The organism is Streptomyces asoensis (assembly GCF_013085465.1).
Lineage (GTDB): Bacteria > Actinomycetota > Actinomycetes > Streptomycetales > Streptomycetaceae > Streptomyces > Streptomyces cacaoi_A.
Genome location: NZ_CP049838.1, coordinates 7848443 through 7874696 on the forward strand (window position 1 = coordinate 7848443; position 26254 = coordinate 7874696).

The window sequence follows — 26254 nt, forward strand, 5'->3', positions numbered from 1 at the left end:
GCTGAGGGTGGGGAGCCCCTCAGGGGCAGTTAACCCGCGGATTCCTCACTTCGCGTGACGCCCCGCCGCCAGTCGGACGATGTCCACCCGCGAACGGATCCCGAGCTTGCGGTAGACCCGGGTCAGGGTCGCCTCGACCGTCTTGACGCTGATGAACAGGCGTGCGGCGATCTCCCGGTTGGTCGCGCCCTCCATGACGAGTGCGGCGACCTGACGCTCCATCGAGGCGAGCCCCTCCAGCGCGTCGGACGAGGGAGCCGTCTGCTGGGGCACGGCGACCGTCCCGGGAGCGGCCGCCGCGGCCGCCGCGTCCACCTGACGGAGCCAGGGCAGCGCCCGGCACCGCCGGAACAGCCGCGCCGCCTCGTCGTACGACGTCGGACCCGGCCGCCCGGTGCGCAGCATGGCCAGCGCGAACGCCGCCCGCGCCTCCTCCAGGCCGTACCCCAGCTTGGCGAGCCGGTCCTGAACGGACGTCAGCCGGGACAGCGCCGCCTCGTGGTCGCCGAGCGCCGCCCGCACCATCGCCTCCGCCCGGTCCAGCACGGCCAGCACGCTCTCCCGGCCCAGCCGGAGCGCGTGCTCGCGCGTCACGTCGATGACGTCCTGTGCCTCGCCCGGCTCGCCGACCCGGACCAGCGCCTCGGCGAGGTCGCCCTGCCAGCGGCCCCGGGCGGGGTCGGTGATGCCCAGACCCTGCTCCAGCTCCCGCACCCGGCGCAGCGAGCCGACCGCGCCCGCCGCGTCCCCGGCCACCAACTGGGCGTGGCCCAGCGCGGCCAGCGCGCGCGAGACGTACATCTGGTCGCCGTCCTCCTCGGCCTTCCCCGCCGCCTCCCGGGCCAGCGCCAGCGCCCGGTCGACGTCACCGCCGGAGGCCTCGGCGAGGGAGGCCAGCATCGCGGAGGCACCCAGGCCGATGCCGGAGTCCCGGGCCAGCCGCAGGCTCTCACGGGCCAGGTCCAGCGCACGCCCGCAGTGCCCGGAGCGCAGTTCGGTCTCGGCGAGGAAGCGCTGGAAGTGCACCTCGCTCTCGACCATGCCGCGCCGGCGCACCTCGCGCAGCAGCGCGGTGATGGTCGACCGGGCCTCGGGCAGCTGATCGCTCATCAGCAGCCAGCGGAACCGGGCCGCCCCGACGCCGTTGTGATGGCACGCCACGTAAGGGTCCTGGGGTTCGCGCAGGGCCCGCTTGATGGTGGTGGGGGCGTTCGGGTGGCCCATCAGGGTCTCGGTCGAGGCCTGGAAGGAGAGCGCCATCAGCTCGGTGCGCCGGTCGTCCCCGCGGGCCGCCAGGTCGGCCGTGTGCGCGGCCTCCTCGCGGGCCTCGGCGAAGTCGCCCTCCACGATCAGCTTGCGCCAGGCCAGCCGGTAGTGGACCAGGGCGAGCAGCCGCGGGTCGTCACCGGCGTCGGCGAGGGCCTGCGGGAAGACGGCGTCGACCTCGCCCAGGGACTGCCCGGCGGCCTCGATGACCACCTCCCAGGCCCGGATCCGCTCGGCCGGCACGGTCGCCCGGGTCAGCACCTCGCGCGCGATGTCCCGGGCGAGGTCCACCTCGCCCGCGGTGATCGCGTCCTCGGCGGCCTGGAGCCGCCGGTCGTCCGGGGCGGGGGCGCCGTCCGGCGGGGTGTGCCGGGCGGCGAGCAACCCGAGGGAGGCGGCGACCGAGGGGGCGCCCCGGTCGCGGGCGAGCGCGGCGGCCTCGGCGAGCCGCGCGGCGACCTCCGGGTCGGTGCCGGTGGTGGCCAGGGCGAGGTTGCGGGCCCGCTCGATCGGATCGGAGGCGGCGGTGGACAGCGCGGCGTGCGCGGCCCGGCGCTCCTGGGCGGGCGCCTCCGCGTACAGCGCGGCCGAGATCAGCGGATGCGCGAACCGTACGGCCGGCCCCTCGGGCTCCGTCGCCAGCAGCCCGAGGGCCGCCGCCTGCGCGGTCTCGGCCTCGGCGTTCTCGCGGCCGGCCGCGTGCAGCAGGGCCAGCGTGGGGCGGGCGCCGGCGCTGGCCACGAGCAGGGTGCGACGGGCCTCGCCGGACAGCATGTTCAGGCGGCTGAGCACCAGGGCGCGCAGCGAGGTCGGCACCGGCAGGGGCTCGCCGGGCCGGGGCGGCGTCGGGCTCTCGCCGAGGGCACGGCCCAGTTCCAGGGCGAAGAGCGGGTTGCCGCCGCTGGTGCGGTGGATCTCCCGCATCGTCGAGCGGGGCAGGTCGGTGTAGCCGCGGTGGTCGAGCAGCGCGGAGACCTGGGCGCGGGAGAGGGGATTGAGCCGGACGGCGAGAGTGTCGGGCGGGGACGCGCGTAGATGACGGTCGTACTCCTGCTCCTCCGTACGCACCGCGCACAGCAGCTGGACGGGGGTGTCGCCGAGGCGGCGGGCGGCGAAGCCGAGGAGTTCGGCGCTGGCCGAGTCCAGCCACTGGAGGTCGTCGGCGACGAGCAGGACGGGACCCGCGGCGGCGAGGGCGCGCAGGGCCGACAGCACGGCCAACCGCAGGGCGAGGCCGTCGCGCTGGAGAGTCGATTCGCCTCGGCCGGTGAGCGCCGACTCCAGGGCCGTGCGCTGGGCGACGGGCAGCTTGTCCGAGATCTCGTCCAGCACGAGGCCGAAGAGGTCGGCCAGAGCCAGGAAGGGGAGGTGGGATTCGGACTCGGTCGCCGAGCAGCGCAGGACGGTGCGGGCCGCCTCGCCGTAATCCGCGGCCAATGCCCGCAGCACGGTCGACTTTCCTATTCCGGCCGGGCCGTGCAGCAGCACACTGCCGCCGCGCGTCAGCTGGTCACGGGCGGCCGTGAACAGCTCGTCCCTGCCGATGACCAGGTCGGGGCGGCATCTGGCAGGCTCCTTGAAGTCCCGTCGCACGGTCACCGCTCCCCTCCGAGTGTCGTGTCCGGGCCAAATTCTAGGCAACGTCCCTTTGAAATTCGGAGACACGGCGTGGTGAGCCATATAACAACGTGAAGCATAGGGAAATTCATGGAGGCGGCGAATGAATGGTCACTTGTCGTGACGGGCCTCCCTGGCTTGATGTGATCGCTGCTCCCTGGCATCTTGCACCGCCCGCGCTACGGGCATGTTGCGCGCCCCGCGTTCAGGGCAGCAGGCCCGCCCTCCGGGCCGCGACCACCGCCTCTCCCCGGGTGCGCGCGCCCAGCCTGCGCATCGCCGACCTCAGATAGCCCTTGACCGTCTCCGGGCGCAGTCCCAGCCGCTCGGCGGCCGCCGCGTTCGTCGCCCCCGCCGCCACGCACGCCAGCACGTCCAGCTCACGCGGGGCCAGGACGACCGGCTGCCCCGCCGACCGCTCCGGCGGCCTCGAGGTCAGCAGCCCGCAGACCTCGAGGAGCTCGGCGCGCAGGGCCGGATCGGCGATCCGCGGGGCCAGGGCGCGCAGGGCCGTGTGCGCCTCGCGCACCTGCTCCCAGCCGGCCCCCGCACCGGTGTCCGGTCCGGGCCCCGCGCTCGCGGCGCCCGGCCGGGCCGCCGTCAGCAGGTCGCGCGCCTCGTCCCCGACCACCAGCGCCTGCTCCACGTCCCGCGCCGCCTGCACGGCCGCGGTCAGCGTGCGGTCACCGAGCGGCTGGGCCGTGCGCAGGGCGCCGTACAGCACCCCGCGCACCCGGCGCCGTACGACAACCGGGATCGCCAGCACCGAACGCAGGCCCTCCTCGGCGACGGCCGCGTCGTACTCGTGACTGATCTGCCGGGAGAGCGAGTAGTCGGTCACCGCGCACGGGCGGGCCAGCGCCACCGCCTTGCCGCCGAGACCGTTTCCGGAGGTCACCGCCAGTCCGCGCAGCGCGAGACCGGCCGCGCCGCTGAACTCGCTGATCCGCATCCGCTGCCGCCCCGGCTCCACCAGACCGCCGAAGGCGACCGGCAGCCCCGTCGTCCGCCGCAGCCGCGCCAGCGCACCGCGAATCTCCACCGTTCCGGCCGCGTCTGCCGCCACGTTCTCGCCCTTTCCGCGCGGCTTGGTGCCGCACACCCCCGTCCGGGGGTAGTGAGACCTGCATCACGGATTACACGATGGCAGAGAGCCGCCCGGCAATGGTCCGGCACCACGGGAGTGAGCCGCAGGCGCTGAGAGCGCCCCGGAGGTGCACGACCGAGCAGGCCAAGAAAGCACGGAGGACAGATGACGACGGCGACGGCGACGGCGCGTTTCCGCACAGCCCGCGACTTCCTGCTGGAACACCGCGAGGACTACACAACCGCTTACGAGCGTTTCGAGTGGCCCCGCCCGGAGCGCTTCAACTGGGCTCTCGACTGGTTCGACGTCATCGCCGACGGCAACGGGCGCACGGCCCTGCACATCGTGGAAGAAGACGGTTCCGAAACCCGTCTCAGCTTCGCCGAACTGTCGGAGCGCTCCGACCGGGTCGCGAACTGGCTGCGCGGGCGCGGCGTCGGCGCCGAGGACCGGATCCTCGTCATGCTCGGCAATCAGGCCGAACTCTGGGAGACCGCGCTGGCCGCGATGAAGCTGCGCGCCGTCGTCGTCCCGGCCACTCCGCTGCTCGGCCCCGCCGACCTCACCGACCGCGTGGAACGCGGCCGCATCCGGCACGTCCTCGTCCGCACCGAGGACACCGGCAAGTTCGACGAGGTCCCCGGCGACTACCGGCGCATCGCGGTCGGCGGCGCACCCGAGGGCTGGCAGCGGTTCGAGGACGCCTACACCGCCCCGGCCGGCTTCACGCCCGACGGCCCCACCCTCGCCGACGACCCGCTGATGCTCTACTTCACCTCCGGTACGACCGCCCGACCCAAGCTGGTGGAGCACACCCACACCTCGTATCCGATCGGACATCTGTCGACGATGTACTGGATCGGGCTCCGGCCCGGCGACGTGCACCTCAACATCTCCTCGCCCGGCTGGGCCAAGCACGCCTGGTCCAACCTCTTCGCCCCGTGGAACGCCGAAGCAACCGTTTTCATCCACAACTACACCCGCTTCGACCCGGCCCGGCTGATGACCGAGATGGACCGGGCGGGGGTGACGACGTTCTGCGCCCCGCCCACCGTCTGGCGCATGCTCATCCAGGCCGACCTCACCCAGCTGCGCACCCCGCCCCGCGAGGCGGTGGCCGCGGGCGAGCCGCTCAATCCCGAGGTCATCGAGCAGGTGCGGCGCGCCTGGGGGGTGACCGTCCGGGACGGCTTCGGGCAGACCGAGACGGCCGTGCAGATCGCCAACAGCCCCGGACAGGAACTGAAGACCGGCTCGATGGGCCGGCCGGGCCCCGGCTACCGGGTGGAGCTCCTCGACCCGGTGTCGGGCGCGCCGGGTGCGGAGGAGGGCGAGATCGCGCTGGACCTGGCGGCCCGGCCGGTCGGCCTGATGACCGGTTACCACGGCGACGCCGACCTCACGGCGGAGGCGATGGCCGGCGGCTACTACCGCACCGGCGACATCGGCAGCCGCGACGAGAACGGTTACATCACCTACGTCGGCCGGGCCGACGACGTCTTCAAGGCCTCCGACTACAAGATCAGCCCCTTCGAGCTGGAGAGCGCGCTGCTGGAGCACGAGGCGGTCGCCGAGGCCGCCGTCGTCCCCGCCCCGGACGAGCTGCGCCTCGCCGTGCCCAAGGCGTACGTCGTGCTCGCCGAGGGCTGGGAGCCGGGCCCCGACACCGCGAAGGTGCTCTTCGAGCACTCCCGCGAGGTCCTCGCCCCCTACAAGCGCGTCCGCCGCCTGGAGTTCGCCCCGCTGCCCAAGACGGTGAGCGGCAAGATCCGCCGGATCGAGCTGCGGGAGGCGACCGAGGCGGGCTCGCCGGACGAGTACCGCGAGGAGGACTTCCGGTGAGCGAGACGTCGTACGCGCACGGGACGAGCGCGACCGCGCTGCTCGGGGACACCATCGGCGCCGACCTGGACCGGACCGCGGAGCGCTGGCCGGACCGCGAGGCGCTGGTCGACGTGGTGTCCGGGCGGCGCTGGACGTACCGCCGATTCGTCGAGGACGTCGACCGGCTGGCGTACGCGCTGCTCGCGAGCGGGGTCGCCAAGGGCGACCGGGTGGGCATCTGGGCGGTCAACTGCGCCGAGTGGGTGTTCGTCCAGTACGCCACCGCCCGCATCGGCGCGATCATGGTGAACATCAACCCGGCGTACCGCACGCACGAGGTCGAGTACGTCCTCCGACAGGCCGGGATCTCCGTGCTCTTCGCCTCGCTCAGCCACCGGACGAGCGACTACCGCGCGATGGTCGAGCAGGTGCGCGGCAGATGCCCGCAACTTCGAGAGACCGTTTACATCGGGGATCCGAGCTGGGAAGCCTTGCTGCGGCGCGGAACGCCCGACCTTTACGAGGACTTCCGCACCCGCAGAAACGAGTTGTCCTGCGACGACCCCATCAACATCCAGTACACCTCGGGTACGACGGGCTTCCCCAAGGGGGCCACCCTCTCCCACCACAACATTCTCAACAACGGTTACTTCGTGGGTGAGTCGATCGCCTACAGCGAGCAGGACCGGATCTGTATCCCGGTGCCCTTCTATCACTGTTTCGGCATGGTGATGGGAAACCTGGCGGCCACCTCGCACGGCGCCTGCATCGTCGTCCCGGCCCCGTCCTTCGACCCGAAGGCCACGCTGGAGGCGGTCCAGCAGGAGCGGTGCACCTCCCTGTACGGCGTCCCGACCATGTTCATCGCGGAGTTGAACCTGCCGGACTTCGCGACCTACGACCTCTCCTCCCTGCGCACCGGCATCATGGCGGGCTCGCCCTGCCCGGTCGAGGTGATGAAACGGGTGGTCGCCGAGATGAACATGGCGGAGGTGTCGATCTGTTACGGCATGACCGAGACCTCGCCCGTCTCCACCCAGACCCGCCGCGAGGACGATCTGGAGCACCGCACCGGCACCGTGGGCAGGGTTCTGCCGCACATCGAGGTGAAGGTCGTGGACCCGGTGGACGGCGTGACCCGGCCGCGCGGCGTCGCGGGCGAGCTGTGCACCCGTGGCTACAGCGTGATGCTCGGTTACTGGAACGAGCCCGAGAAGACCGCCGAGTCGATCGACGCCGGACGCTGGATGCACACCGGGGACCTGGCGGTGATGCGTGAAGACGGTTACGTCGAGATCGTCGGCCGGATCAAGGACATGATCATCCGGGGCGGGGAGAACATCTACCCGCGCGAGATCGAGGAGTTCCTCTACGGTCACCCGAGGATCCGGGACGTCCAGGTCGTCGGCGTCCCGCACGAGAAGTACGGCGAGGAGGTCCTCGCCTGTGTCATCCCGGCCGACGCGGCGGACCCGCTGTCACTGGAGGAGTTGCGCGCCTACTGCGAGGGCCGGCTGGCGCACTACAAGATCCCGAGCAGGCTGCGGATCATGGAGGCCTTCCCGATGACCGTCTCGGGGAAGGTACGCAAGATCGAGCTGCGTGAGGGGTACGCCCTTTAGCGGTGTTTCCGTGCTTCGGATTCCTCGGATTCCTCGGATTCCTCGGGTTCTCCGGGTTCTCCGGGTTCCTCATGGCGATGGCCGTCGTCTCAGGCGCCTCCGGCGTCGAGGGCGTCGGCCATCGCGTTGACCGGCTGAGGGGTGCCCGTCAGGTCCAGGACGAAGAGCGGGACGCGCAGTTGGTCGGCGCGTGCGCGGGCGTCCTCGGCGTACCCGGCCAGGGAGAAGTAGACGCAGTCCGCGGATTCCGTCATGGCCGTCAGCCACAGACACTCCACGTCCCGCAGTGAGGCCGGGCGCACGCTGGGGTCCACCTGGGCCACCAGCCCGCGGGCGGCGAGTCCGATGCCGGAGGTGGGCCGCTGATCGGCCCGCCGGATGTCCCCGTGCCCGAGCCAGTTCAGATAGAGCGCGGCGGCGGTGACCGCGTCGCGAGCGGTACGGATGGCGACGGGGCGAAAGGCACGCCGTTGCGCTGCGGGTGCGGGTGCGGGTGCGGGTGCGGGTGCCGGTGGGGATGGCGGCGGCGGTGTCGACGTCGGCGCGGTTGTTTCGGGCCCCGGCTCGAGCCCCTGCTCGGGCTCGAGCCCCTGCTCGGGCTCGGGCCCCTGCTCGGGCTCGGGCCCCTGCTCGGGCTCGGGGGCCGGGTCGGTCACCGGGATCCGTATCACCGCTCCGCAGGCGCAGCCCAGTTCAGGGTGCGGCCACTGGTGCCGGCGGTGGCAGGCGGGGCACCGCAGGGCGACCCACTCGTCGTCCCACGCCCGGTGCACGACGGCCGTCGGCGCCGTCCGCCGGTCGAGCACGGGCGTGACGGGAGCACCGCACGCGCACGGGTAGCACGGCGCGGTGTAGAGGCGCTCGTGCCGACAGGCCGGGCAGCGCACCGGCACGCTCTCGGACATGGCCCCATCGTCCTCCTCGGGCCCCCGCTTGTCCGTCTCTTGACGACCTTCGCGTGCCCACTTACATTACTTCCAGATAGTAGAAAGTATTTTCCGCATCACGGAAGTATGCGGACGATGTACACCGATGGAAGGGCTCACCGCGGGGCGCGACGGGAGAGCGAATCCGACAGCTGAAGCAGCTGAAGCAGTCGAAGCAGGAGTAGCCCATGGCTCGTATGACCGCTGCCCGCGCGGCAGTCGAGATCCTCAAGCGCGAGGGCGTCACCAGCGCGTTCGGTGTCCCCGGCGCGGCGATCAACCCCTTCTATGCGGCGCTCGAGGCCTCCGGCGGTATCAACCACACCCTCGCCCGTCATGTCGAGGGCGCGTCGCACATGGCCGAGGGCTACACCCGTACCCACCCGGGCAACATCGGTGTCTGCGTCGGTACCTCCGGCCCGGCCGGCACTGACATGATCACCGGGCTGTACTCCGCCATCGGCGACTCCGTCCCGATCCTGTGCATCACGGGTCAGGCCCCGACCGCCGTGATCCACAAGGAGGACTTCCAGGCCGTCGACATCGCCTCCATCGCCAAGCCGGTGACCAAGACGGCGGTCACCGTCCTGGAGGCGGCCCAGGTCCCCGGCGTCTTCCAGCAGGCCTTCCATCTCATGCGCTCCGGCAGGCCGGGCCCGGTCCTGATCGACCTGCCGGTCGACGTCCAGCAGACGGAGATCGAGTTCGACGTGGACACGTACGAACCGTTGCCCGTCTACAAGCCGGTCGCGACCCGTGCGCAGATCGCGAAGGCGCTCTCGATGCTGAACGCGTCCGAGCGGCCGCTGATCGTCGCGGGCGGCGGTGTCATCACGGCCGAAGCCACCGAACTCCTGGTGGAGTTCGCCGAGTTGACGGGTATTCCGGTCGTCCCGACGCTGATGGGCTGGGGTGCGATCCCCGACGACCACGAGCTGAACGCCGGCATGGTCGGCCTCCAGACCTCGCACCGCTACGGCAACGCGACGTTTCTGGAGTCCGATTTCGTCCTCGGTATCGGCAACCGCTGGGCCAATCGTCACACCGGTCGCCTCGACGTCTACACGGCCGGCCGCACCTTCGTCCACGTCGACGTCGAGCCCACCCAGATCGGCAAGATCTTCGCTCCGGACTACGGGATCGCCTCGGACGCGAAGGCGGCTCTGGAGCTCTTCGTCGAGGCGGCGAGGGAGTCGAGGGCGGCGGGCGCGCTTCCCGACCGTTCCGCGTGGGCGGCCGCCGCGCAGGAGAAGAAGGCGACTCTCCAGCGCCGTACGCACTTCGACGACATCCCGATCAAACCGCAGCGCGTCTACGAGGAGATGAACAAGGTCTTCGGCCCGGAGACCCGGTATGTCACCACCATCGGTCTCTCGCAGATCGCCGGCGCCCAGATGCTGCACGTCTACCGGCCGCGCCACTGGATCAACTGCGGCCAGGCGGGGCCCCTCGGCTGGACGATCCCGGCGGCGCTGGGCGTGGCGAAGGCCGACCCGGAGGCGCAGGTCGTCGCCCTCTCCGGGGACTACGACTTCCAGTTCATGATCGAGGAGCTGGCGGTCGGCGCGCAGCACAAGATCCCTTACGTCCATGTCCTCGTCAACAACTCCTACCTGGGGCTGATCCGGCAGGCGCAGCGGGCGTTCGACATCGACTTCCAGGTCAAGCTGGAGTTCGAGAACATCAACTCGCCCGAGCTGGGCGTGTACGGCGTCGATCATGTCAAGGTCGCCGAGGGCCTCGGCTGCAAGGCGATCCGGGTGACGGACCCCGCCGAGTTGGGGGCCGCTTTCGAGCAGGCCAAGAAGCTGGCCGCCGAGTTCCGGGTGCCGGTCGTCGTGGAGGCGATCCTGGAGCGCGTCACCAACATCTCGATGAGCGTCACCAACGACATCGGCAACGTGGTGGAGTTCGAGGAACTCGCCACCGAGCCGGGGCATGCGCCGACATCGATCAGGACGCTGAAGGTCCGAGGCCGAACGCCTGATGCCGGTTGAACGGCCGATGCCGAAGCTCTGGTGCCGAAGCTCTGATGCCGAGGGTCTGATCCCGAGGCTCGTCGTCGTGAAGGGGCGGCCCATCCGGGGGATGGGCCGCCCCTTTCCGCTGTCTTCCGTACGCGTTTTCCGAAAGCGTTGCCGTGCGCAAGTCCGGTAGGCGATTTCTGATCCTGTTTCTGGGCCGGGAGGGGGCTCAGTCCGAGCCGCCGCCGCCCCCACCGCCGCAGCTGTACATCACCCCGCCCGTGCCGCCGCCCCGCGGTGAGCGTCGGTGGAACCCCTTGTCCGCCACCTCGGCCCGGGCGATCAGACCTGCCCGCAGAGCGAAGCGCGCTGCCAGAACACTCAGGGCGGATTCGCCGTACAGGGCCACCGCCATCAGGACGTCGTCCGTCGACAGCCCTTTCCTGCCGGCCGGCAGGGGATGCCCGCCCCGCAGGGCGCGCAGAGCGCGTCGAGCGGCGCGGGTCCGGCGCGGCGGAAGGGAGCGCAGCATCCCGGCCGCCACCAGCCCGGCCCGCAGCCCGGACAGTGCCTGACGTACATCCGGCCGGGCCTCCAACTCCGCGATGCTCGCAGGCCGTTGAAGCGACGCGTAGAGCACCTCGGGCAAGACGGGCAGGGCAGGCAGGGCGTCCAAAGCGGGCCGACCGTCTCCCGCGTCCTCGGCCGGCAGTGCCCCCGACGCCCCGGTCGCCCCCGACGCCCCGGTCGCCCCGGTCGCCCCCGACGCCCCGGTCGCCCGGATCCTGCCCGGCCGGCCCGCGTCGACCAGCCCCCTCAGTTGAAGGGCGAGCGCGGCCACCGTGACCGCCGCCCGCGGACCGCCCCGCAGCAGCGCGACCTCGTACGGCTCCAGCCGGACCGACGTACCACCGCTCATGTCCTCACCCCCGGAACGAGGCCCGCCGCCCCCGTGTCGGCGGGCCCCGCGTGACCACAATGTGCCCATGCCCGTGGGTGGTTGAAGCCTCTTGAACAGAGTTCAGAGGTTGATTTGAGGTTTGGCGGGCGCCTCCCGCGCAGCCCGGGGCGAGGCCTATTCCTCGTGCCGGCGCCCGTGCTCCTCCGACAGTCCCGGCCAGTCGTCGGGGCCGCCGCCCTGCCACTCGATGAGGTCGCTCTCCTCCACCTCGATCCGGTCCAGGTCGGCCAGACGGAGGATCTCGACGACGTCGTCGAGATGGGAGGCGACCCCGAGAACGGCATCACCCGAGGTGACCCGCCGGGACCCGTCCAGCGCCGGAGGGTGGACCACGATGTGCGGATATTGCGGTGAATCGTTCATATTCGTATTCATATCCAGACCGACGCCCTTGTCCACAGGGCAACGCGCAGCGCTCCCTCGTCGGTCCTGCTGACGGGGGAGCGCTGGGGCACGGGTGGCCGTCCGACGGCGCGAGGCCGGGCGCGACAGGACGTTCGCGCCGCCGGACGGAGCTTTCGGGAGTGGGGTGCGGTGTGGTCGAGGTGGGGCGGTGGGGGCAGGGACCGCGGCGGGTTGCGACGGAGCCGGGAGCGGGCTTCCCTCAGGTCGAGAAGCGGGCCCCGTTCCTTCACCACCGCACTGGCTCGCACGCCGCCGCGGTCCTCGCCCTGCCCGCACCCGTGTCCGGCGGCCACCCCTCATCCGGGCCGCACGGTACGGTCACGGGCCGCGCGTACGAAGTCATGACGTGCCGTCAGGACCTGTACGCGAGCCTGGTGTTCGGTCGCCGCCCGGCGGTGTCGTGCGAACCGGACGTCAACAGGTTGCTGGAAACGGTTTCCGGGCGGCGTCGCCGCCTGGGCGCGACAGGACAGATGTCAGCGACACCGCCGCCCGGAAGTCTCAGAGTCGCGCGCCCGACAGGCGCTCGACGGCCCGCAGCAGGGCCGAGTGGTCCAGTCCGCCGTCGCCCTGCGCGCGCAGGCTCGCGACCAGCTGGGCGACCACCGCGCCGACGGGCAGGGCCGCGCCGACGTTGCGGGCGGCGTCCGTGACGATGCCCATGTCCTTGTGGTGCAGGTCGATCCGGAAGCCCGGCTTGAAGTCGCGGGTGAGGAAGTTGTCCTTCTTCCGGGCCAGCACGGTCGAGCCGGCGAGCCCGCCGCCCAGGACGTCCAGCGCCGCCTTCAGGTCCACGCCCGACTTCTCGAGGAAGACCACGGCCTCGGCGCACGCCTGGATGTTCACGGCGACGATCAGCTGGTTGGCGGCCTTCACGGTCTGGCCCGAGCCGTGCGGACCGCACAGCACGATGGTCCTGCCGAGCGCCTCGAAGAGGGGCTCCGCCTCGTCGAAGTCGGCCTGCTCGCCGCCGACCATGATGGACAGCACGGCCTCCACGGCACCGGCCTCGCCCCCGGACACCGGGGCGTCGAGCACCCGGATGCCCTTGTCCTTCGCCGCCCGGGCCAGGTCGATCGAGGTCTGCGGGGTGATCGAGGACATGTCGATCAGAAGCGCCCCGGACCGCGCGTTCTCCAGGATGCCGTCGGGGCCGTAGGCGATGGCCTCGACCTGCGGTGAGGCGGGCACCATGGTGATCACGACGTCGGCGTCGCGCACCGCCTCGGCGATGGACCCCGCGGCGCTGCCGCCCGCGGCGGTCAGCCGGTCCAGCTTGTCCTGCTCCAGGGTGAAGCCGGTGACGTCGTATCCCGCCTTGACGAGGTTCTCGGACATGGGCGAGCCCATGATGCCGAGGCCGATCCAGGCGATCTTGGGAAGTGCGGGAAGTGCGTTGCTCATCGGGGGTGCCTCTCGGTACGGGGGATCAGCGGGGCAGCCAGTCGAAGGCCTCGGCGCTCGGACGGTCGCCCGGCTTGTACTCGAGGCCGACCCAGCCGTCGTATCCGGCCTTGCTCAGCCGGTCGAGGAGGTCCTCGAGGGGGAGCGAGCCGGTGCCCGGCGCGCCACGGCCCGGGTTGTCGGCGATCTGCACATGGCCGGTCCGCGACGCGTAGCGCTCGATCACCGACGGCAGGTCCTCGCCGTTCATCGACAGGTGGTACAGGTCCATCAGGAACTTCGCGTTGCCGAGCCCCGTGGCGTCGTTGACCTTGTCGACGATCCCGATCGCGGCCGGCGCGCTGACCAGCGGGTAACGGGGCGACTCGGGCCGGTTCAGCGCCTCGACGAGCAGGATCGCGCCGATCCGGTGCGCGGCCCGGGCCGCGAGGACCAGGTTCTCCAGTGCCAGGGTGTCCTGCTCGGCCGGGTCCACGCCGTCGAGGCGGTTGCCGTACAGCGCGTTGAGCGCGCGGCAGCCCAGGGACTGCGCGAAGTCGGCGGCCACGTCGATGTTGGCGCGGAAACGCTCCGACTCCTCGCCGGGCAGCGACAGGGCGCCGCGGTCGGGGCCCGGGAGCCGTCCGGCGTAGAAGTTGAGGCCCGTGAGCTGTACGCCCGCGTCCTCGATCGCCCTCTTCAGGGCGTCGAGCTCGGACGGCTCGGGGGTGGGGGAGTCGATCCAGGGCCACCACAGCTCGACCGCGGTGAAGCCGGCCGCGGCGGCGGCCGCGGGGCGCTCCAGGAGCGGGAGTTCCGTGAAGAGGATCGACAGGTTGACGTTGAAGCGCCGGTCTTCGAATCCCATAGGGGTTCCGCGCTCCCTTCCGTGTCGAGTGTTTCCGTATTGCGGAAGTTGTTTTCTGCTTATTGGAAGATTGCCGTTCGGTCGGGCGGCTTGTCAAGGGGATGAGGGGGCGCCGAAGCCCGGCTGAGGTGGAATCCCGAGTCCCGGGTGATCGTCCGTCCGGTCCGTTAAAGTCGGGGTCCGGGCGCCGACGGTCCGGTCCCGTTCAGAGAGGTGTAGGGCGCGATGCGACTGAAAGTGGAGTTCACCACCGAGCCCTTCGACCTCGACGAGGCACCCGCGCATGCGCTGGTCGCCCGTGAGGTGATCGAGGCGGCCGACCTGGACACGGTGGACGTCGGGCCGTTCGGCAACACGGCGGAGGGGGCCGCCGACGCCGTGCTCGTCGCCGTGGACGCCCTGCTGCGCAAGTCCCTCGGCGCGGGCGCCACCCGCATCTCGCTCCAGGTCAACGTCATCGGGGACGCGGACCGGGACGCGGACGCCGACGCCGTCGGGGAGGGCGTGTGAGCACCTCCGGTGACGAGGCCTTCATCGCGGCCGTGAAGCCGCTGGTCGACGCGATGGGCGGGGAGATGATCCCGCCGGACGAGGCCGGCGCCGACGACGTGGTCCTGGCCTGGGAGGGTGTCGACGCCGTCGCGGTGCGCCTGCCCCAGCTCGCCGACTCCCTCGATCACATCCTCGCCGCCATGGAGCGCAGGAAGGGCAGACCGCTCGCCGACCTGGACCGCAAGGCCAAGCAGGAGGTCGTACGGATACTCGAGGCGCGTGGCGCCTTCTCCGTACGGCACGGCGTGGAGACCGTGGCGAGCGCGCTCGGGGTGAGCCGCTTCACGGTCTACAACTACCTCAACCGGGAGAAAGGGGCCTGAGCGGTCTGCCGGGGGGTCTCCGAGGTCGATCGAGGGCGGATGGCCGGCTGATGGGGGACGGATGGTCGGCCGTTGGGGGACGGCAGGGTTTCGTTACCCGGAATTTTCAACAAAGTGTTGACGTGATGTCGCGGACAGGCGTTAGCTGGCCGCAGCCCGCTCAAGCACGAAGGCCGTCTCGCGGCCACGGAGGCTCCCGTGACTTCGACTTCCCCACCCCCGGGCCTGGCCCGGTTCAACGACCTCGAGGAGTCCGTGGCCCGCGCCGCGCTCCATGAGGCGTGCGCCTCCACGGCGTGGGCCACCCGACTGCTCGCGGCCCGCCCCTACGCCACCGTCGCCGACCTGTACACCGTCAGTGACACCGCCATGGCCGACCTGACCGTCACGGACCTGGCGGAGGCGATGGCCGGGCACCCGCCGATCGGCCGCCCGAAGCCCGGCGACCCGACCTCGGCCCGCGAACAGCGCGGCATGGCCGGCGCCTCCGCGGAGCTCAAGGCCGAGATGCTCGAACTGAACCTGGCCTACCAGGAGAAGTTCGGCCATGTCTTCCTGATCTGCGCCACCGGTCGCACCGGCGAGCAGATGCGCGACGCGGTCAAGGAGCGGATCGGCAACGCGCCGGAGCAGGAACGGGAGATCGTCCGCGTCGAACTGGGCAAGATCAACCGTATCCGCCTCGCCCGACTCGTCGAAGAGGACTGAGACCCCCCATGAGCACCAGCAGCACCGCATCGGTGTCCACCCACATCCTGGACACCTCCGTCGGCCGACCCGCCGCGGGAGTCGCCGTCCACCTCTCCGCCCGCTCGGGCCGGGGTGCCCGGCACGGGCAAGGGGGAGACTGGCGGGCGCTCGGCGGTTCCGCGACCGACGCGGACGGCCGGTGCAGGGACCTGCCGGTGCTGCCGGAGGGGACCACCCATGTACGGCTCGACTTCGCCGTGGAGGCGTATTTCGAGCGATCCGAGAAGAAGCAAGCCGATGCGCAGCAGGACGCCCCCGCGAATCGGGACAGCGGTGCCACAGAAGTGTTCTTCCCGGAGGTGGCGATCACCTTCGCCGTCGTGCCCGGCGAGCACTACCACGTACCGCTGCTGCTCAACCCGTTCGGCTACTCCGTTTACCGAGGGAGCTAGCTAGATGCCCACCTATCTGGGACAGAACCAGTACGGCAAGGCCGAGAACCGAGTCGTCAAGATCACGCGGGACGGCACCACCCACCACATCAAGGACCTCAACGTGTCCGTGTCGCTGAGCGGCGACATGGACGAGGTCCACTACTCCGGCTCGAACGCCAACGTCCTGCCGACCGACACCACCAAGAACACGGTGTTCGCGTTCGCCAAGGAGCACGGCATCGAGTCCGCCGAGCAGTTCGGCATCCACCTCGCCCGTCACTTCGTGACCTCGCAGGAACCGATCAGGACCGCGCGGATCCGCATCGAGGAGTACAGCTGGGAGCGGATCGAGACGCCCGGCGAGGACGAACACTCCTTCGTCCGCCAGGGCCAGGAGACCCGCCTCGCCCAGATCACCTACGACGGCTCCTCCTGGGAGGTCGTCTCCGGGCTCAAGGACCTGACCGTCATGAACTCGACGAACTCCGAGTTCTGGGGCTACGTCAAGGACGAGTACACGACCCTGCCCGAGGCGTACGACCGCATCCTGGCGACCGAGGTGTCCAGCCGCTGGCGCTTCAACTGGTCCGACGACGCCCAGCAGGCGCCGGACTGGGAGGAGTCGTACGCCCAGGTCAAGCGGCACATGCTGCTGGCCTTCGCGGAGACGTACTCCCTCTCCCTCCAGCAGACCCTGTACGCCATGGGCGCGCGGATCATCGACCACCGGGGCGAGATCGACGAGGTCCGCTTCTCGCTTCCCAACAAGCACCACTTCCTGGTGGACCTGAAGCCGTTCGGACTGAAGAACGACACCGCCGACGGAGCCGTCTACTACGCCGCCGACCGTCCCTACGGCCTGATCGAGGCCACTGTTCTGCGGGACGGCTGCGAGGCGAAGATCCCGGTGGACCTCACCAACCTCTGAGCAGCCCCCTCTGAGCAGTCCCCTCTGATCAGCCCCCTTTTTCGGCACCCGTGGCCGGCGAGCCCGCGCCTCACCGGTCACGGCACTCAAACTTCCAGGGTCCTGCCGTGCCCTCTCCACCAGAGTCCACTGAGTGAAAAGGACGACACCATGGCAGCAGATCGGCGCACCGTCATCGAGAACTGTTCGATCGCGACCGTCGACGCTCGGGACACCGAGTACGCAAACGGTCACGTCGTGCTCGCCGGCAACCGGATCGAGTCGCTCGGCGCGGGCAGGGCCCCGGACGGCCTGGAGAACGTCGAGCGCCGCATCGACGCCACCGGGCACCTGGTCACCCCGGGCCTGGTCAACACCCACCACCACTTCTACCAGTGGATCACCCGGGGCCTGGCGACCGACCACAACCTCTTCGACTGGCTCGTCGCCCTCTACCCCACCTGGGCGCGCATCGACGAGCAGATGGTCCGCGCGGCCGCCCAGGGCTCCCTGGCGATGATGGCCCGCGGCGGCGTCACCACCGCCATGGACCACCACTACGTCTTCCCGAGGGGCTCCGGCGACCTGTCCGGCGCGATCATCGGCGCCGCCCGCGACATGGGCGTCCGCTTCACCCTCGCCCGCGGTTCCATGGACCGCAGCGAGAAGGACGGCGGTCTGCCCCCGGACTTCGCCGTCGAGACCCTGGAGGGCGCGCTCGCCGCCACCGAGGAGACCGTCGCACAGCACCATGACGCCTCCTTCGACGCGATGACCCAGGTCGCCGTCGCTCCCTGCTCGCCCTTCTCCGTCTCCACCGAACTGATGCGGCAGGGCGCCGAGTTGGCCCGTCGGCTCGGTGTGCGTCTGCACACCCACGGCTCGGAGACGGTCGAGGAGGAGAAGTTCTGCCACGAGCTGTTCGGCATGGGCCCGACCGACTACTTCGAGTCCACCGGCTGGCTCGGCGAGGACGTGTGGATGGCGCACTGCGTCCACATGAACGACTCCGACATCGACGCCTTCGCCCGGACGGGCACGGGCGTCGCCCACTGCCCCTCCTCCAACGCCCGGCTGGCGGCCGGTATCGCCCGGGTCCCCGACATGCTGAAGGCCGGCGTCCCGGTCGGCCTCGGCGTCGACGGCACGGCCTCCAACGAGTCCGGCGAACTCCACACCGAGCTGCGCAACGCCCTGCTCATCAACCGCCTCGGCGCCCACCGCGAGGCCGCCCTGAACGCCCGTCAGGCGCTGCGGCTCGGCACCTACGGCGGCGCCCAGGTCCTGGGCCGCGCCTCGCAGATCGGCTCCCTGGAGCCGGGCAAGCTGGCGGACCTCGTGCTGTGGAAGCTGGACACCCTCGCCCACGCCTCCATCGCCGACCCGGTGACCGCCCTGGTCTTCGGCGCGGCCGCCCCCGTCACCGCCTCCTTCGTGAACGGCCGTCAGATCGTGCAGGACGGACGACTGTTGCACGCCGACGAGGACGCGATCGCCCGTTCGACGCGGGAAGAGGCGCAGCGACTGGCGCGCATCGCCGCACAGGGCTGAACCCGCCTGCTCTCCGTAAGGGACTCGGTCCCTGCGGGCACCGAACTCCGGTCGAGGGGGACGGCCCTCGACCGGTAGCCGTGGCCGGGGCGCGCGTGGAACGCGCGTGCCCCGGAACGGTTCCCCACCGTCCCCGTTTCCAAGTACCTCCCGTTTCCAAGTACCTCCCGTTTTCGGGTACTTACCGTTTCCAGGTACTTCCAGCACCGCCGCACCACCTCCCTGACACCCGCGTCAGAGCCGACGTGTACCCGACCGGAGGAGAGCCGCCGTGTCCCCGCATGCAGTCGACCACCCCGTCGACGAGAAACTTCCCGCACTGAGAATGGCGACGAGCGGCCTCCAGCACGTGGCCGCCATGTACGCGGGAGTCGTCGCCCCGCCCCTGATCGTCGGCGCGGCCGTAGGCCTCACCGGTACCGAACTCACCTTCCTCACCGGCGCCTGCCTGTTCACGGCCGGTCTCGCCACCTTCCTCCAGACGCTGGGCGTCTGGAAGATCGGCGCCCGCCTTCCCTTCGTCAACGGTGTCACCTTCGCCGGGGTCGCCCCCATGACGGCGATCGTGGCCTCCACCGACGACAAGCGGGACGCCCTGCCCGTCATCTTCGGCGCGGTGATCGTCGCCGGTCTGCTGGGCTTTCTGGCCGCGCCCGTCTTCTGCAAGGCGGTCCGCTTCTTCCCGCCGGTCGTCACCGGGACGGTGATCACCCTGATCGGCGTCTCCCTGCTCCCCGTCGCCTTCGGCTGGGCGCAGGGTCCCGACCCCGCGGCAGCGGACTACGGTTCGACGACGAACCTGGGCCTGGCGGCGGCGACCCTCCTGATCGTGTTGCTCCTGCGCCGCTTCACGCGCGGCTTCGTCAAGCAGATCGCCGTACTGCTCGGGCTGCTCGCCGGCACGCTCGTCGCGATCCCCTTCGGCGTCACGGACTTCGGCCCGGTGGCCGACGCGGACGTCATCGGCTTCCCCACCCCGTTCCACTTCGGCGCCCCGCAGTTCCAGCTCGCGGCGATCCTGTCGATGTGCGTGGTGATGGTGGTCTCGATGACCGAATCCACCGCGGACATGCTGGCGTTGGGCGAGATCGTCGAACGCCCGGCGGACGAGCGGACCATCGCGGCCGGCCTGCGCGCCGACACCCTGGGCTCTGCGCTCAGCCCCGTCTTCAACGGCTTCATGTGCAGCGCCTTCGCCCAGAACATCGGGCTTGTCGCGATGACGAGGATCCGCAGCCGCTATGTCGTCGCCACCGGCGGCGGCTTCCTCGTCCTGATGGGCCTGTGTCCGATGGCCGCCTCGCTCATCGCCGTCGTACCCCGTCCGGTCCTCGGCGGCGCCGGCGTCGTCCTGTTCGGGTCGGTCGCCGCCAGCGGCATCCAGACCCTGGTCCGGGCCGGCCTGGAGAAGGACAACAACGTCCTGATCGTCGCCGTCTCCCTGGCCGTCGGCATCATCCCGATCACCGCGCCGGAGTTCTACCACGCCTTCCCGGAGACGGCGAAGATCGTCCTGGACTCGGGCATCTCCACGGGCTGCCTGGCCGCCGTCCTGCTCAACCTGGTCTTCAACCACGTCGGCCAGGGGCGGAACGCGGCGGACGTGACCCACCCGATGGAGGCGGGGGAGGAGATCACCGGGGCGTCCCGGGCCCCGGCCACGCCATGAGGTTCGCGAGCAACTCGGCCTGCTCGACGGCGTCGTCCAGCGCGTGGTGCGTGTGAGGACGCCTCGACAGCAGGTGGGCCGGCATCGTCCGCTTCGCCACCGCCCGCAGCGGCAGCCCCGCCTTGGTGGCGTACAGCGTCTTCATGTCGAGGCAGCCGGAGTGCCCGAAGGGGCTCTCGCCGGTGAAGCGGATCAGGTACCAGTACAGGAACGTCCAGTCGTACGACGCCGGATAGCCGCACATCACCGGCTGCGCGTCGCCGCTCACCTCGCGCACCCAGCGGGTGAACCGGGCCAGCGCCAGGGCGGGTTCGAGACCCTCCACGACCAGACGATCCCGGTCGAGCCCGCTCACGACCAGCGCCTCGGGGACGAACTCGTCGCTGATCGGCCGCAGTTCACAGTAGAAGGTCTGCCGGGTGGCGTCGGCCGCGGTGAACCCGTCGGCGTCCTGCCGCCCCGCGACCGCCGCGCCCAGGCTCAGCAACGAGTACGGTCCCGGGATCGGGCCGTCCGCCTCGACGTCGACGGAGATGTAGAGGCTGGGTTTCACGCGTCGTGCGGACATGGGACCGGAGCATCGCAGGTCCGCACGGCTCCCCGCATCCGAATTCAGCGCTGCCGGAGCGTCTGGCAGGGGGTGGCCCGGGGCAGCCGCCCGGTGAAGAACGCCTGTGGCGGGACACCCATCAGGGTGCGGAAGTCGGCCGTCATGTGCGACTGGTCGTAGTAGCCGGTGGCGGCGGCGAGCTCGGCCCACGGGGCGGATGCCGCGTGCGTGAGGATGTGGCGCAGCCGGTCGATACGGGCGTAGTGCTTGGGGGAGACGCCCACGCCCTCGGCGAACAGGTTGCGCAACTGGCGCTCGCTGACGGCGAGTTCCCGGGCCACGTCGCGCACGGCGGAGGGGGTGCGGTACGGGCGGGTGGACAGGGCGTCGACGGCGGCCCGCAACAGCCGTTCGCGCGAGCCGTCCCCGGCGGGCGGGAGCAGGTCCGCCAGACGTGCCGTGATCCCGTCCCGCTCGACCCCGGTCAGCTCGCGGGCGAGGCGCCGGGCCGTGCCGGCCGGCAGGTCGCCGAGCGGGACCACCCGGCCGACGAGGTCCACCGCCGGAACGCCGAACAGCGGGCCCACCGCCCCTGGCTCCAGGCGCAGTTGGACACATGACACCGATCGCTTGTGCTGGTCCGTGTGGTACGAGGCACGGGTGCGCGGGCCCACCACCAGGGTGTCGCGGCGCCCGTTCGCCTCCTCCCGGACGACCACCTTCGTGTCCGTGTCCGGCACGTGCGCGAAGGCGTCGTCGAAGGGGCCGTCGACCGTGACCGCCCCGATGCCGGTGAACCAGGGGCGCAACGCGGAGGGGACGGGCAGGGCCCGCTCGGACGGGGGCGGCGGATCTGCCGGAACCGTGGGGCTGTTCGTCACGCCTCCACGGTAAGCGCGTCCCGGGTTCCTCCGGGCGGCCGAAGCGTGCCGGAATTTCCTAGAGACGCGGCCGGGGCGGACGTCAGCGTGGTCGACATGATTCTTGTGACCGGTGCCACGGGCACCATCGGCAGCGAACTCGTACGACACCTGGCCGCGCGCGGCGAGAAGGTGCGGGCCCTGACCCGCGACCCGGCGAGGGCGCGGGTGCCTTCGGAGGTCGAGGTGGCACGTGGGGACTATCTCGACCGGTCCTCCCTGGAGGCGGCGATGTCGGGAGTGACGGCAGCCTTCCTGGTGGGGCTGCCCGGACCGTCCGTGCAGCACGACGGCGTCCTGGTGGCGGCGGCGCGGGCCGCGGGCGTGGGGCGGCTGGTCAAGCTGTCAGCGATCGCCACCGGGGATCCCGAGGTGGGCCCGAGTGGGGAGTGGCATGTCGCCGGCGAGCGGGCCGTCCGGGAGAGCGGGGCACAGTGGGTGGTGCTCCGGCCCTCCTCCTTCGCCTCGAACACGCTCGGCTGGGCGCGGTCGATCGGCGCCGGCGAGCCGGTGCCGAACCTGAGCGGCGACGGGCTCCAGGGCGTCGTCGACCCGCGGGACGTGTCCGAGGCGGCGGCCGCGGTCCTTCTCGACGAGCGGTGGGTGGGGCGGACGTACACGCTGACCGGACCCGAGACCATCAGCGTCCCCGGCCAGGCCGCCGTACTCGCGGATGTCCTCGGCCGGCCGGTGACGACACACGACCTCGCCCCGGACGAGGTGCGCGAGCACCTTCTCGGCTGGGGGCAGGACGAGGCCGTCGCGGACGGAATCGCGCGGGGCTCCGCGTACGTCCGCCGAGGCGGGAACGCCGTCGTCACCGAGGACGTGCGGGAACTGCTGGGTCGTCCGGCGCGGACGTATCGCGCATGGGCGCGGGACCACCGGGAGGCCTTCGACACGGCATGAGAGAGCGGGGCGCCCAAGCGACCGGGCTCCCCGCCCGGCCGCCGACCCGCCCCACTGTGCCCCCGCCCCGCCGCCCGCCTTGCTGGGTCTTCGCCCTGCCGACCGCCCGCCTCGCTGGGGCATTGCTGCGCTGGGCCTCGCCCCGGTCCGCCCCCGCCTTGCTGGGTCTTTGCCCTGCCGGCCGCCCGCCTCGCTGGGGCATTGCTGCGCTGGGCCTCGCCCCGGTCCGCCCCCGCCTTGCTGGGTCTTCGCCCTGCCGGCCGCCCGCCTCGCTGGGGCATTGCTGCGCTGGGCCTCGCCCCGGTCCGCCCCCGCCTTGCTGGGTCTTTGCCCTGCCGGCCGCCCGCCTCGCTGGGGCATTGCTGCGCTGGGCCTCGCCCCGGTCCGCCCCCGCCTTGCTGGGTCTTCGCCCTGCCGGCCGCCCGCCTCGCTGGGGCATTGCTGCGCTGGGCCTCTGCCCCGCCACGCCGCCCGCCTTGCTGGGTCTTAGCACCGCCGCCCGCCCCGGGGGGTCTTTGCTACGGCCGGGCGCCCGCCTCGCTGAGCCTTCGCCCCGGTGGGCCTCTGCCCCCGGTCTGTGTCCGCCTCGCTGGGCCTTTGCTGCGCTGGGCCTTCGCTCCGTTGGGTCTCCGCCCCCTCGGCCCCCCGCGGCCCCCGTCCCTCTCAGCCCCCGTCCCTCTCAGCCTCGTCTCTCTCCTGGTGGCTCGTTCGGAGGGTTGCTGTTGCTAGTGCCAGGGCTGTCAGCGCGATCAGCGAAGCCACTCGGAACGCCAGCTGGTAGCCCTCTGCTGTGGCCGGCAGCAGATGTGTGCCCTCGCCCAGCAGGTCGTCCGTGTGGCTCGCGGCCAGGGTCGACAGGACCGCGAGGCCGAGTGAACCGCCCACCACCTGTGTGGTGTTGAAGAGACCGGAGGCCAGGCCGCCGTCCTCCTCCCGGGCTCCCGACATGGCCAGTCCGGTCAGTGCGGGCATCGCGGCGGCGAAACCGGCGGCCATCAGCAGCATGGGCGGGAGGAAGTCGGCGGCGTAGGAGCCGTCGGCCGGTGCGCGGCTCAGCAGCGCCATTCCGGCGGTGATCAGCACCAGACCGGCCAGCAGGACGCGGTACGGGCCGAAGCGGCCGATGGTCCGTGCGGACAGGACCAGCATCAGCAGACCGATCGCGACCGGCGCGGGCAGGAACGCCGTACCGGTCGCCAACTCGCTGTACCCGAGGACGCGTTGCACATACAGCGCGCCGATGAACTGGAAGCCGTACATCGTCGCGATCATCAGCACCTGGACGGCGTTCGCCCCGCTGAGCAGCCGGGAGCCGAACAGCCGCAGACGCAGCAGCGGGCGCGCGGCCCGGGCCTGGCGCAGGACGAACCCCGTGAACAGGGCCGCGGCGAGCAGGGCCAGGAGCGCGGTGGCGGTACCGTCGCGGTCGCCGGCGCCGACGATGACGTACACGGTCAGCATGAGCGCGCTCGTGACCAGGGCCGCGCCCGGATAGTCGGCGCCCTTGCCGAGCCCGGCGCCGTTCTCCGGCGCGAGGACGCGGACGGCCGCGAGCCAGGCCACGATGCCGATCGGCAGGTTGATGAGGAAGATCCAGTGCCAGTTGACGAGTTGGGTGAGCGCCCCGCCCAGGAACGTGCCCAGCGCGCCGCCCGCAGCGCCGACCGCGCTGAACACCGCGATGGCGCGGGCCTGTTCACGCGGCTCGGGGAAGAGCGTCACGAGCATGCCCAGGACCACCGCCGAGGTCATCGCCCCGCCGACCCCCTGTAGGGCACGCGCCGCGACGAGCATCCCCTGGCTGTCGGCGACCCCGCACAGCACGGACGCCGCGGTGAACACCGCGAGGCCCGCCGTGAACATCCGCTTGCGTCCCACCAGGTCGCCGAGCCGGCCGACCAGCAGGAGCAGACCGCCGAAGGGGATGAGGTAGGCGTTGACGACCCAGGCCAGACCCGGGCCGCTGAACCCGAGGTCGCTCTGGATGGCGGGCATCGCCACGGTGACGATGTTGCCGTCGAGGATCGTCATCAGGGTTCCCGCGCACAGGACGACGAGGGACGCCCAGCGGGAGTACGTTCGTTTGAATGCCGATGGGTGTGTCGGCGTCGGCGTCGGTGGCGATGTCGGGGACTCGGCGATGGCCGTCATGGCGGCGTGGCCTCCACATTCTCCAGGGGAACCCTTGGTGCACGACTTGTAACGGGGACCATCGTGGATAACCATGGAGAACGGCATAAGGAGGCACTTCGATGTCCCAGGGGAACACCGGTGTTACCTCGCAGGTCGTGAACGCGCACGCCTGCCCGGTGCGAGAAGTTCTTGACAGGGTCTCGGGCAAGTGGAGCGTGCAGATCCTCGTCGCGGCGGCGCACGGCCCCATCCGTTTCACGGAGCTGGAGCGCAGCATCGAGGGCATCAGCCGCCGTATGCTGACGCTCACCCTGCGCAACCTGGAGCGCGACGGGCTTGTCACCCGCACGGTTCATCCGACGGTGCCGCCCAAGGTCGAGTACGAACTGACCCCGGTGGCACAGGAGTTGCACGAGACCCTGCAACGTCTGACGAACTGGGCCGAGCGCAACAGGGTCTATATCGCCGAGGCGCGGGCGGCCTACGACACCGAGCGGGAGACGGAGCCGGTGTGAATCACAGCCCGAACAGGCCCGGATCCGCGGCCAGTTCCTTGAAGTAGGCCGTCGGGTCGGCGACCATCCGGCGTTCCTCGAGGTCCAGCAGTCCGCCGACCGAGGTGAGTTCGGCGGACACCGTGCCGTCCGCCTTGCGGATGGTCTGCCGGATCCGGAAGGTCTTGCCGCCGCCCCACTCGAAGACGCAGGTCACGTCGACCTCGTCGCCCGCCAGCAGTTCGCGCTGGTAGCGGATGGTCGTCTCCAGGGCGACCGGGCCCACCCCCTTGGAGAGCAGGCCGGCCTGGGTGATGCCCGCGGCCTGGAGCAGTGACCAGCGGGCGTGTTCCGCGTAGTTGATGTACACGCTCTGGTTGAGGTGCCCCTGCACGTCGGTCTCGTATCCGCGTACGGTGATCCGGACGGAGAACGGCTCGCTCACGGTGTCCCCTTCTCGCTTTCTCGGTGTCGGTGCCCTGCCCGTCGATCTTGGCATGTCCCTCACACCCGGCGTGGGGAGGCCAGCAGATAGCGCGCTCTCGAGCGGGGATCGGTGTGCTCGCCGACCTGCCAGCCGGCCTTCTCCAGGGTGGCCGCGCAGACCCGCAGTGTCGCGTCGTCCGGTCCGTGCACGGCGACCGCCTCGGGCTGCGGGGTCGCCCGCACCCGGTAGCCGTCGGTGCCCCGCGGCCCGGCGGGCCGGTGGCCGGCCGCCTCCAGGGCCAGCGCGGCGGCCCGCACGAGGTGGGTGCGCTCCCAGCCGCACGGCCGGTCCGTGCCTCCGTCCCGATTGGTCATCCGGCGCAGCTCGAGCAGGCCCTGCCAGGCGCTCTGCACCTCGCGGGCCCGGGAGGAAGCGGCGGCCGGCCCGGTGTCCTCCTCGCCGCCGACGCGCGCGGCGAAGACCCCGGCGTCCGCCGGCGGCGGCTCGGGAGCAGCCCGCGGAGCACCTACCGGAGCGCCTACCGGAGCGGCTTCGGGTGCGGCCTCGGGCGCCGGGACCGCCTCTCGCGTCCGATGCCCCGCCGGTGTCAGGAAGTGGTCGTGCGGCGGGCGCGGGTGCCGGAAGGCGAGCCCGTGCCGCACCAGCGCCGCCAGCTGTGTCTCCGTGCCCCGCAGACGCCCGGTGACCGGGTCGGCGGCGTCGATCACACGCCGCTGGGCGGCGGTCGGCGGTCGTGTCACGGCGTGCTCCC

At 71.4% G+C, this 26254-nt stretch carries 24 protein-coding genes; 12 read left to right on the forward strand and 12 right to left on the reverse strand.

Going from position 1 to position 26254, the window contains the following annotated elements; genetic code table 11:
• Positions 1–45: 45 nt before the first annotated feature.
• Both G9272_RS35165 and G9272_RS35170 read right to left on the reverse strand, forming a co-directional pair.
• Complete coding sequence (locus tag G9272_RS35165) at positions 46–2865, reverse strand: AAA family ATPase (protein WP_171400256.1); 2820 nt, start codon at positions 2863–2865, stop codon at positions 46–48.
• A gap of 223 nt (positions 2866–3088) precedes the next feature.
• Positions 3089–3949: a helix-turn-helix transcriptional regulator gene (locus G9272_RS35170; protein ID WP_171400257.1), complete on the reverse strand. Its 861-nt coding sequence runs from the start codon at positions 3947–3949 to the stop codon at positions 3089–3091.
• A gap of 186 nt (positions 3950–4135) precedes the next feature.
• Between G9272_RS35170 and G9272_RS35175 the strand changes: the two genes are divergently transcribed.
• Together G9272_RS35175 and G9272_RS35180 are read left to right on the forward strand one after the other, a co-directional pair.
• Positions 4136–5812 (forward strand): AMP-binding protein, encoded by a 1677-nt coding sequence (locus G9272_RS35175; RefSeq protein ID WP_171400258.1) that lies wholly within the window; start codon positions 4136–4138, stop codon positions 5810–5812.
• Complete coding sequence (locus G9272_RS35180) at positions 5809–7416, forward strand: AMP-binding protein (protein ID WP_171400259.1); 1608 nt, start codon at positions 5809–5811, stop codon at positions 7414–7416. Before G9272_RS35175 ends, G9272_RS35180 begins: the two co-directional genes overlap by 4 nt.
• Before the next feature lie 89 nt (positions 7417–7505).
• On the opposite strand, the gene G9272_RS35185 is transcribed toward G9272_RS35180, so the two are convergent.
• On the reverse strand, positions 7506–8321 hold the full coding sequence (locus tag G9272_RS35185; protein ID WP_171400260.1) for a hypothetical protein: 816 nt from the start codon (positions 8319–8321) through the stop codon (positions 7506–7508).
• A 209-nt stretch (positions 8322–8530) separates the two neighbouring features.
• Between G9272_RS35185 and gcl the strand changes: the two genes are divergently transcribed.
• A complete protein-coding gene (gene gcl / locus G9272_RS35190) occupies positions 8531–10339 on the forward strand; it encodes a glyoxylate carboligase (RefSeq protein ID WP_171400261.1) in 1809 nt (602 codons plus the stop codon).
• Between the two features lie 196 nt (positions 10340–10535).
• Here gcl and G9272_RS35195 read toward each other — a convergent pair whose 3' ends face one another.
• The 4 genes from G9272_RS35195 to G9272_RS35210 all read right to left on the reverse strand — a co-directional run bounded on the left by G9272_RS35195 (position 10536) and on the right by G9272_RS35210 (position 13923).
• Positions 10536–11225 carry a TIGR04222 domain-containing membrane protein gene (locus G9272_RS35195; protein ID WP_171400262.1) on the reverse strand — a complete coding sequence of 230 codons (690 nt, stop codon included), beginning with the start codon at positions 11223–11225 and terminating at the stop codon, positions 10536–10538.
• Positions 11226–11381: 156 nt separating this feature from the next.
• Positions 11382–11630 carry a hypothetical protein gene (locus G9272_RS35200; protein ID WP_171400263.1) on the reverse strand — a complete coding sequence of 83 codons (249 nt, stop codon included), beginning with the start codon at positions 11628–11630 and terminating at the stop codon, positions 11382–11384.
• A 543-nt stretch (positions 11631–12173) separates the two neighbouring features.
• Positions 12174–13076, reverse strand: a complete 903-nt coding sequence (locus tag G9272_RS35205; protein WP_171400264.1) for a 2-hydroxy-3-oxopropionate reductase — start codon at positions 13074–13076, stop codon at positions 12174–12176.
• 25 nt (positions 13077–13101) lie between these two features.
• On the reverse strand, positions 13102–13923 hold the full coding sequence (locus G9272_RS35210) for a TIM barrel protein (RefSeq protein WP_171400265.1): 822 nt from the start codon (positions 13921–13923) through the stop codon (positions 13102–13104).
• A gap of 225 nt (positions 13924–14148) precedes the next feature.
• Between G9272_RS35210 and G9272_RS35215 the strand changes: the two genes are divergently transcribed.
• From G9272_RS35215 to G9272_RS35245, 7 genes are all read left to right on the forward strand, one after another.
• Positions 14149–14433 (forward strand): hypothetical protein, encoded by a 285-nt coding sequence (locus G9272_RS35215; RefSeq protein ID WP_171400266.1) that lies wholly within the window; start codon positions 14149–14151, stop codon positions 14431–14433.
• Positions 14430–14798: a helix-turn-helix domain-containing protein gene (locus tag G9272_RS35220; RefSeq protein WP_171400267.1), complete on the forward strand. Its 369-nt coding sequence runs from the start codon at positions 14430–14432 to the stop codon at positions 14796–14798. The genes G9272_RS35215 and G9272_RS35220 overlap by 4 nt, the downstream gene beginning before the upstream one ends.
• Before the next feature lie 198 nt (positions 14799–14996).
• Positions 14997–15506 (forward strand): 2-oxo-4-hydroxy-4-carboxy-5-ureidoimidazoline decarboxylase, encoded by a 510-nt coding sequence (gene uraD, locus G9272_RS35225; protein WP_171400268.1) that lies wholly within the window; start codon positions 14997–14999, stop codon positions 15504–15506.
• 8 nt (positions 15507–15514) lie between these two features.
• Complete coding sequence (gene uraH, locus G9272_RS35230; RefSeq protein WP_171400269.1) at positions 15515–15940, forward strand: hydroxyisourate hydrolase; 426 nt, start codon at positions 15515–15517, stop codon at positions 15938–15940.
• Positions 15941–15944: 4 nt separating this feature from the next.
• Positions 15945–16850, forward strand: a complete 906-nt coding sequence (pucL, locus tag G9272_RS35235) for a factor-independent urate hydroxylase (RefSeq protein ID WP_171400270.1) — start codon at positions 15945–15947, stop codon at positions 16848–16850.
• A 150-nt stretch (positions 16851–17000) separates the two neighbouring features.
• Entirely contained in the window at positions 17001–18380 is a 1380-nt protein-coding gene (locus tag G9272_RS35240; RefSeq protein ID WP_171400271.1) for an 8-oxoguanine deaminase, read from the forward strand.
• A gap of 325 nt (positions 18381–18705) precedes the next feature.
• Positions 18706–20049: a nucleobase:cation symporter-2 family protein gene (locus G9272_RS35245; RefSeq protein ID WP_171402307.1), complete on the forward strand. Its 1344-nt coding sequence runs from the start codon at positions 18706–18708 to the stop codon at positions 20047–20049.
• Here the strand turns inward: G9272_RS35245 and G9272_RS35250 are convergent.
• Positions 20015–20617, reverse strand: coding sequence for an exonuclease (locus G9272_RS35250; RefSeq protein WP_171400272.1), 603 nt, complete (start codon positions 20615–20617; stop codon positions 20015–20017). The two genes, G9272_RS35245 and G9272_RS35250, sit on opposite strands and share 35 nt — an antisense overlap.
• 44 nt (positions 20618–20661) lie before the next feature.
• Positions 20662–21480, reverse strand: a complete 819-nt coding sequence (locus G9272_RS35255; protein WP_171400273.1) for a helix-turn-helix domain-containing protein — start codon at positions 21478–21480, stop codon at positions 20662–20664.
• Between the two features lie 96 nt (positions 21481–21576).
• On the opposite strand from G9272_RS35255, the gene G9272_RS35260 reads away from it, so the two are divergent.
• Complete coding sequence (locus G9272_RS35260) at positions 21577–22428, forward strand: NAD(P)H-binding protein (RefSeq protein ID WP_253268048.1); 852 nt, start codon at positions 21577–21579, stop codon at positions 22426–22428.
• 663 nt (positions 22429–23091) lie between these two features.
• Here the strand turns inward: G9272_RS35260 and G9272_RS35265 are convergent.
• Positions 23092–24579 carry an MFS transporter gene (locus G9272_RS35265; protein WP_171400275.1) on the reverse strand — a complete coding sequence of 496 codons (1488 nt, stop codon included), beginning with the start codon at positions 24577–24579 and terminating at the stop codon, positions 23092–23094.
• Positions 24580–24680: 101 nt separating this feature from the next.
• On the opposite strand from G9272_RS35265, the gene G9272_RS35270 reads away from it, so the two are divergent.
• Entirely contained in the window at positions 24681–25076 is a 396-nt protein-coding gene (locus tag G9272_RS35270) for a winged helix-turn-helix transcriptional regulator (RefSeq protein ID WP_171400276.1), read from the forward strand.
• A gap of 1 nt (position 25077) precedes the next feature.
• On the opposite strand, the gene G9272_RS35275 is transcribed toward G9272_RS35270, so the two are convergent.
• Both G9272_RS35275 and G9272_RS35280 read right to left on the reverse strand, forming a co-directional pair.
• Complete coding sequence (locus tag G9272_RS35275; RefSeq protein WP_171400277.1) at positions 25078–25500, reverse strand: acyl-CoA thioesterase; 423 nt, start codon at positions 25498–25500, stop codon at positions 25078–25080.
• Positions 25501–25559: 59 nt separating this feature from the next.
• The gene (locus tag G9272_RS35280; protein ID WP_171400278.1) at positions 25560–26243 is read right to left on the reverse strand and encodes a hypothetical protein; all 684 of its coding nucleotides are present in this window, start codon (positions 26241–26243) and stop codon (positions 25560–25562) included.
• Positions 26244–26254: the final 11 nt, after the last annotated feature.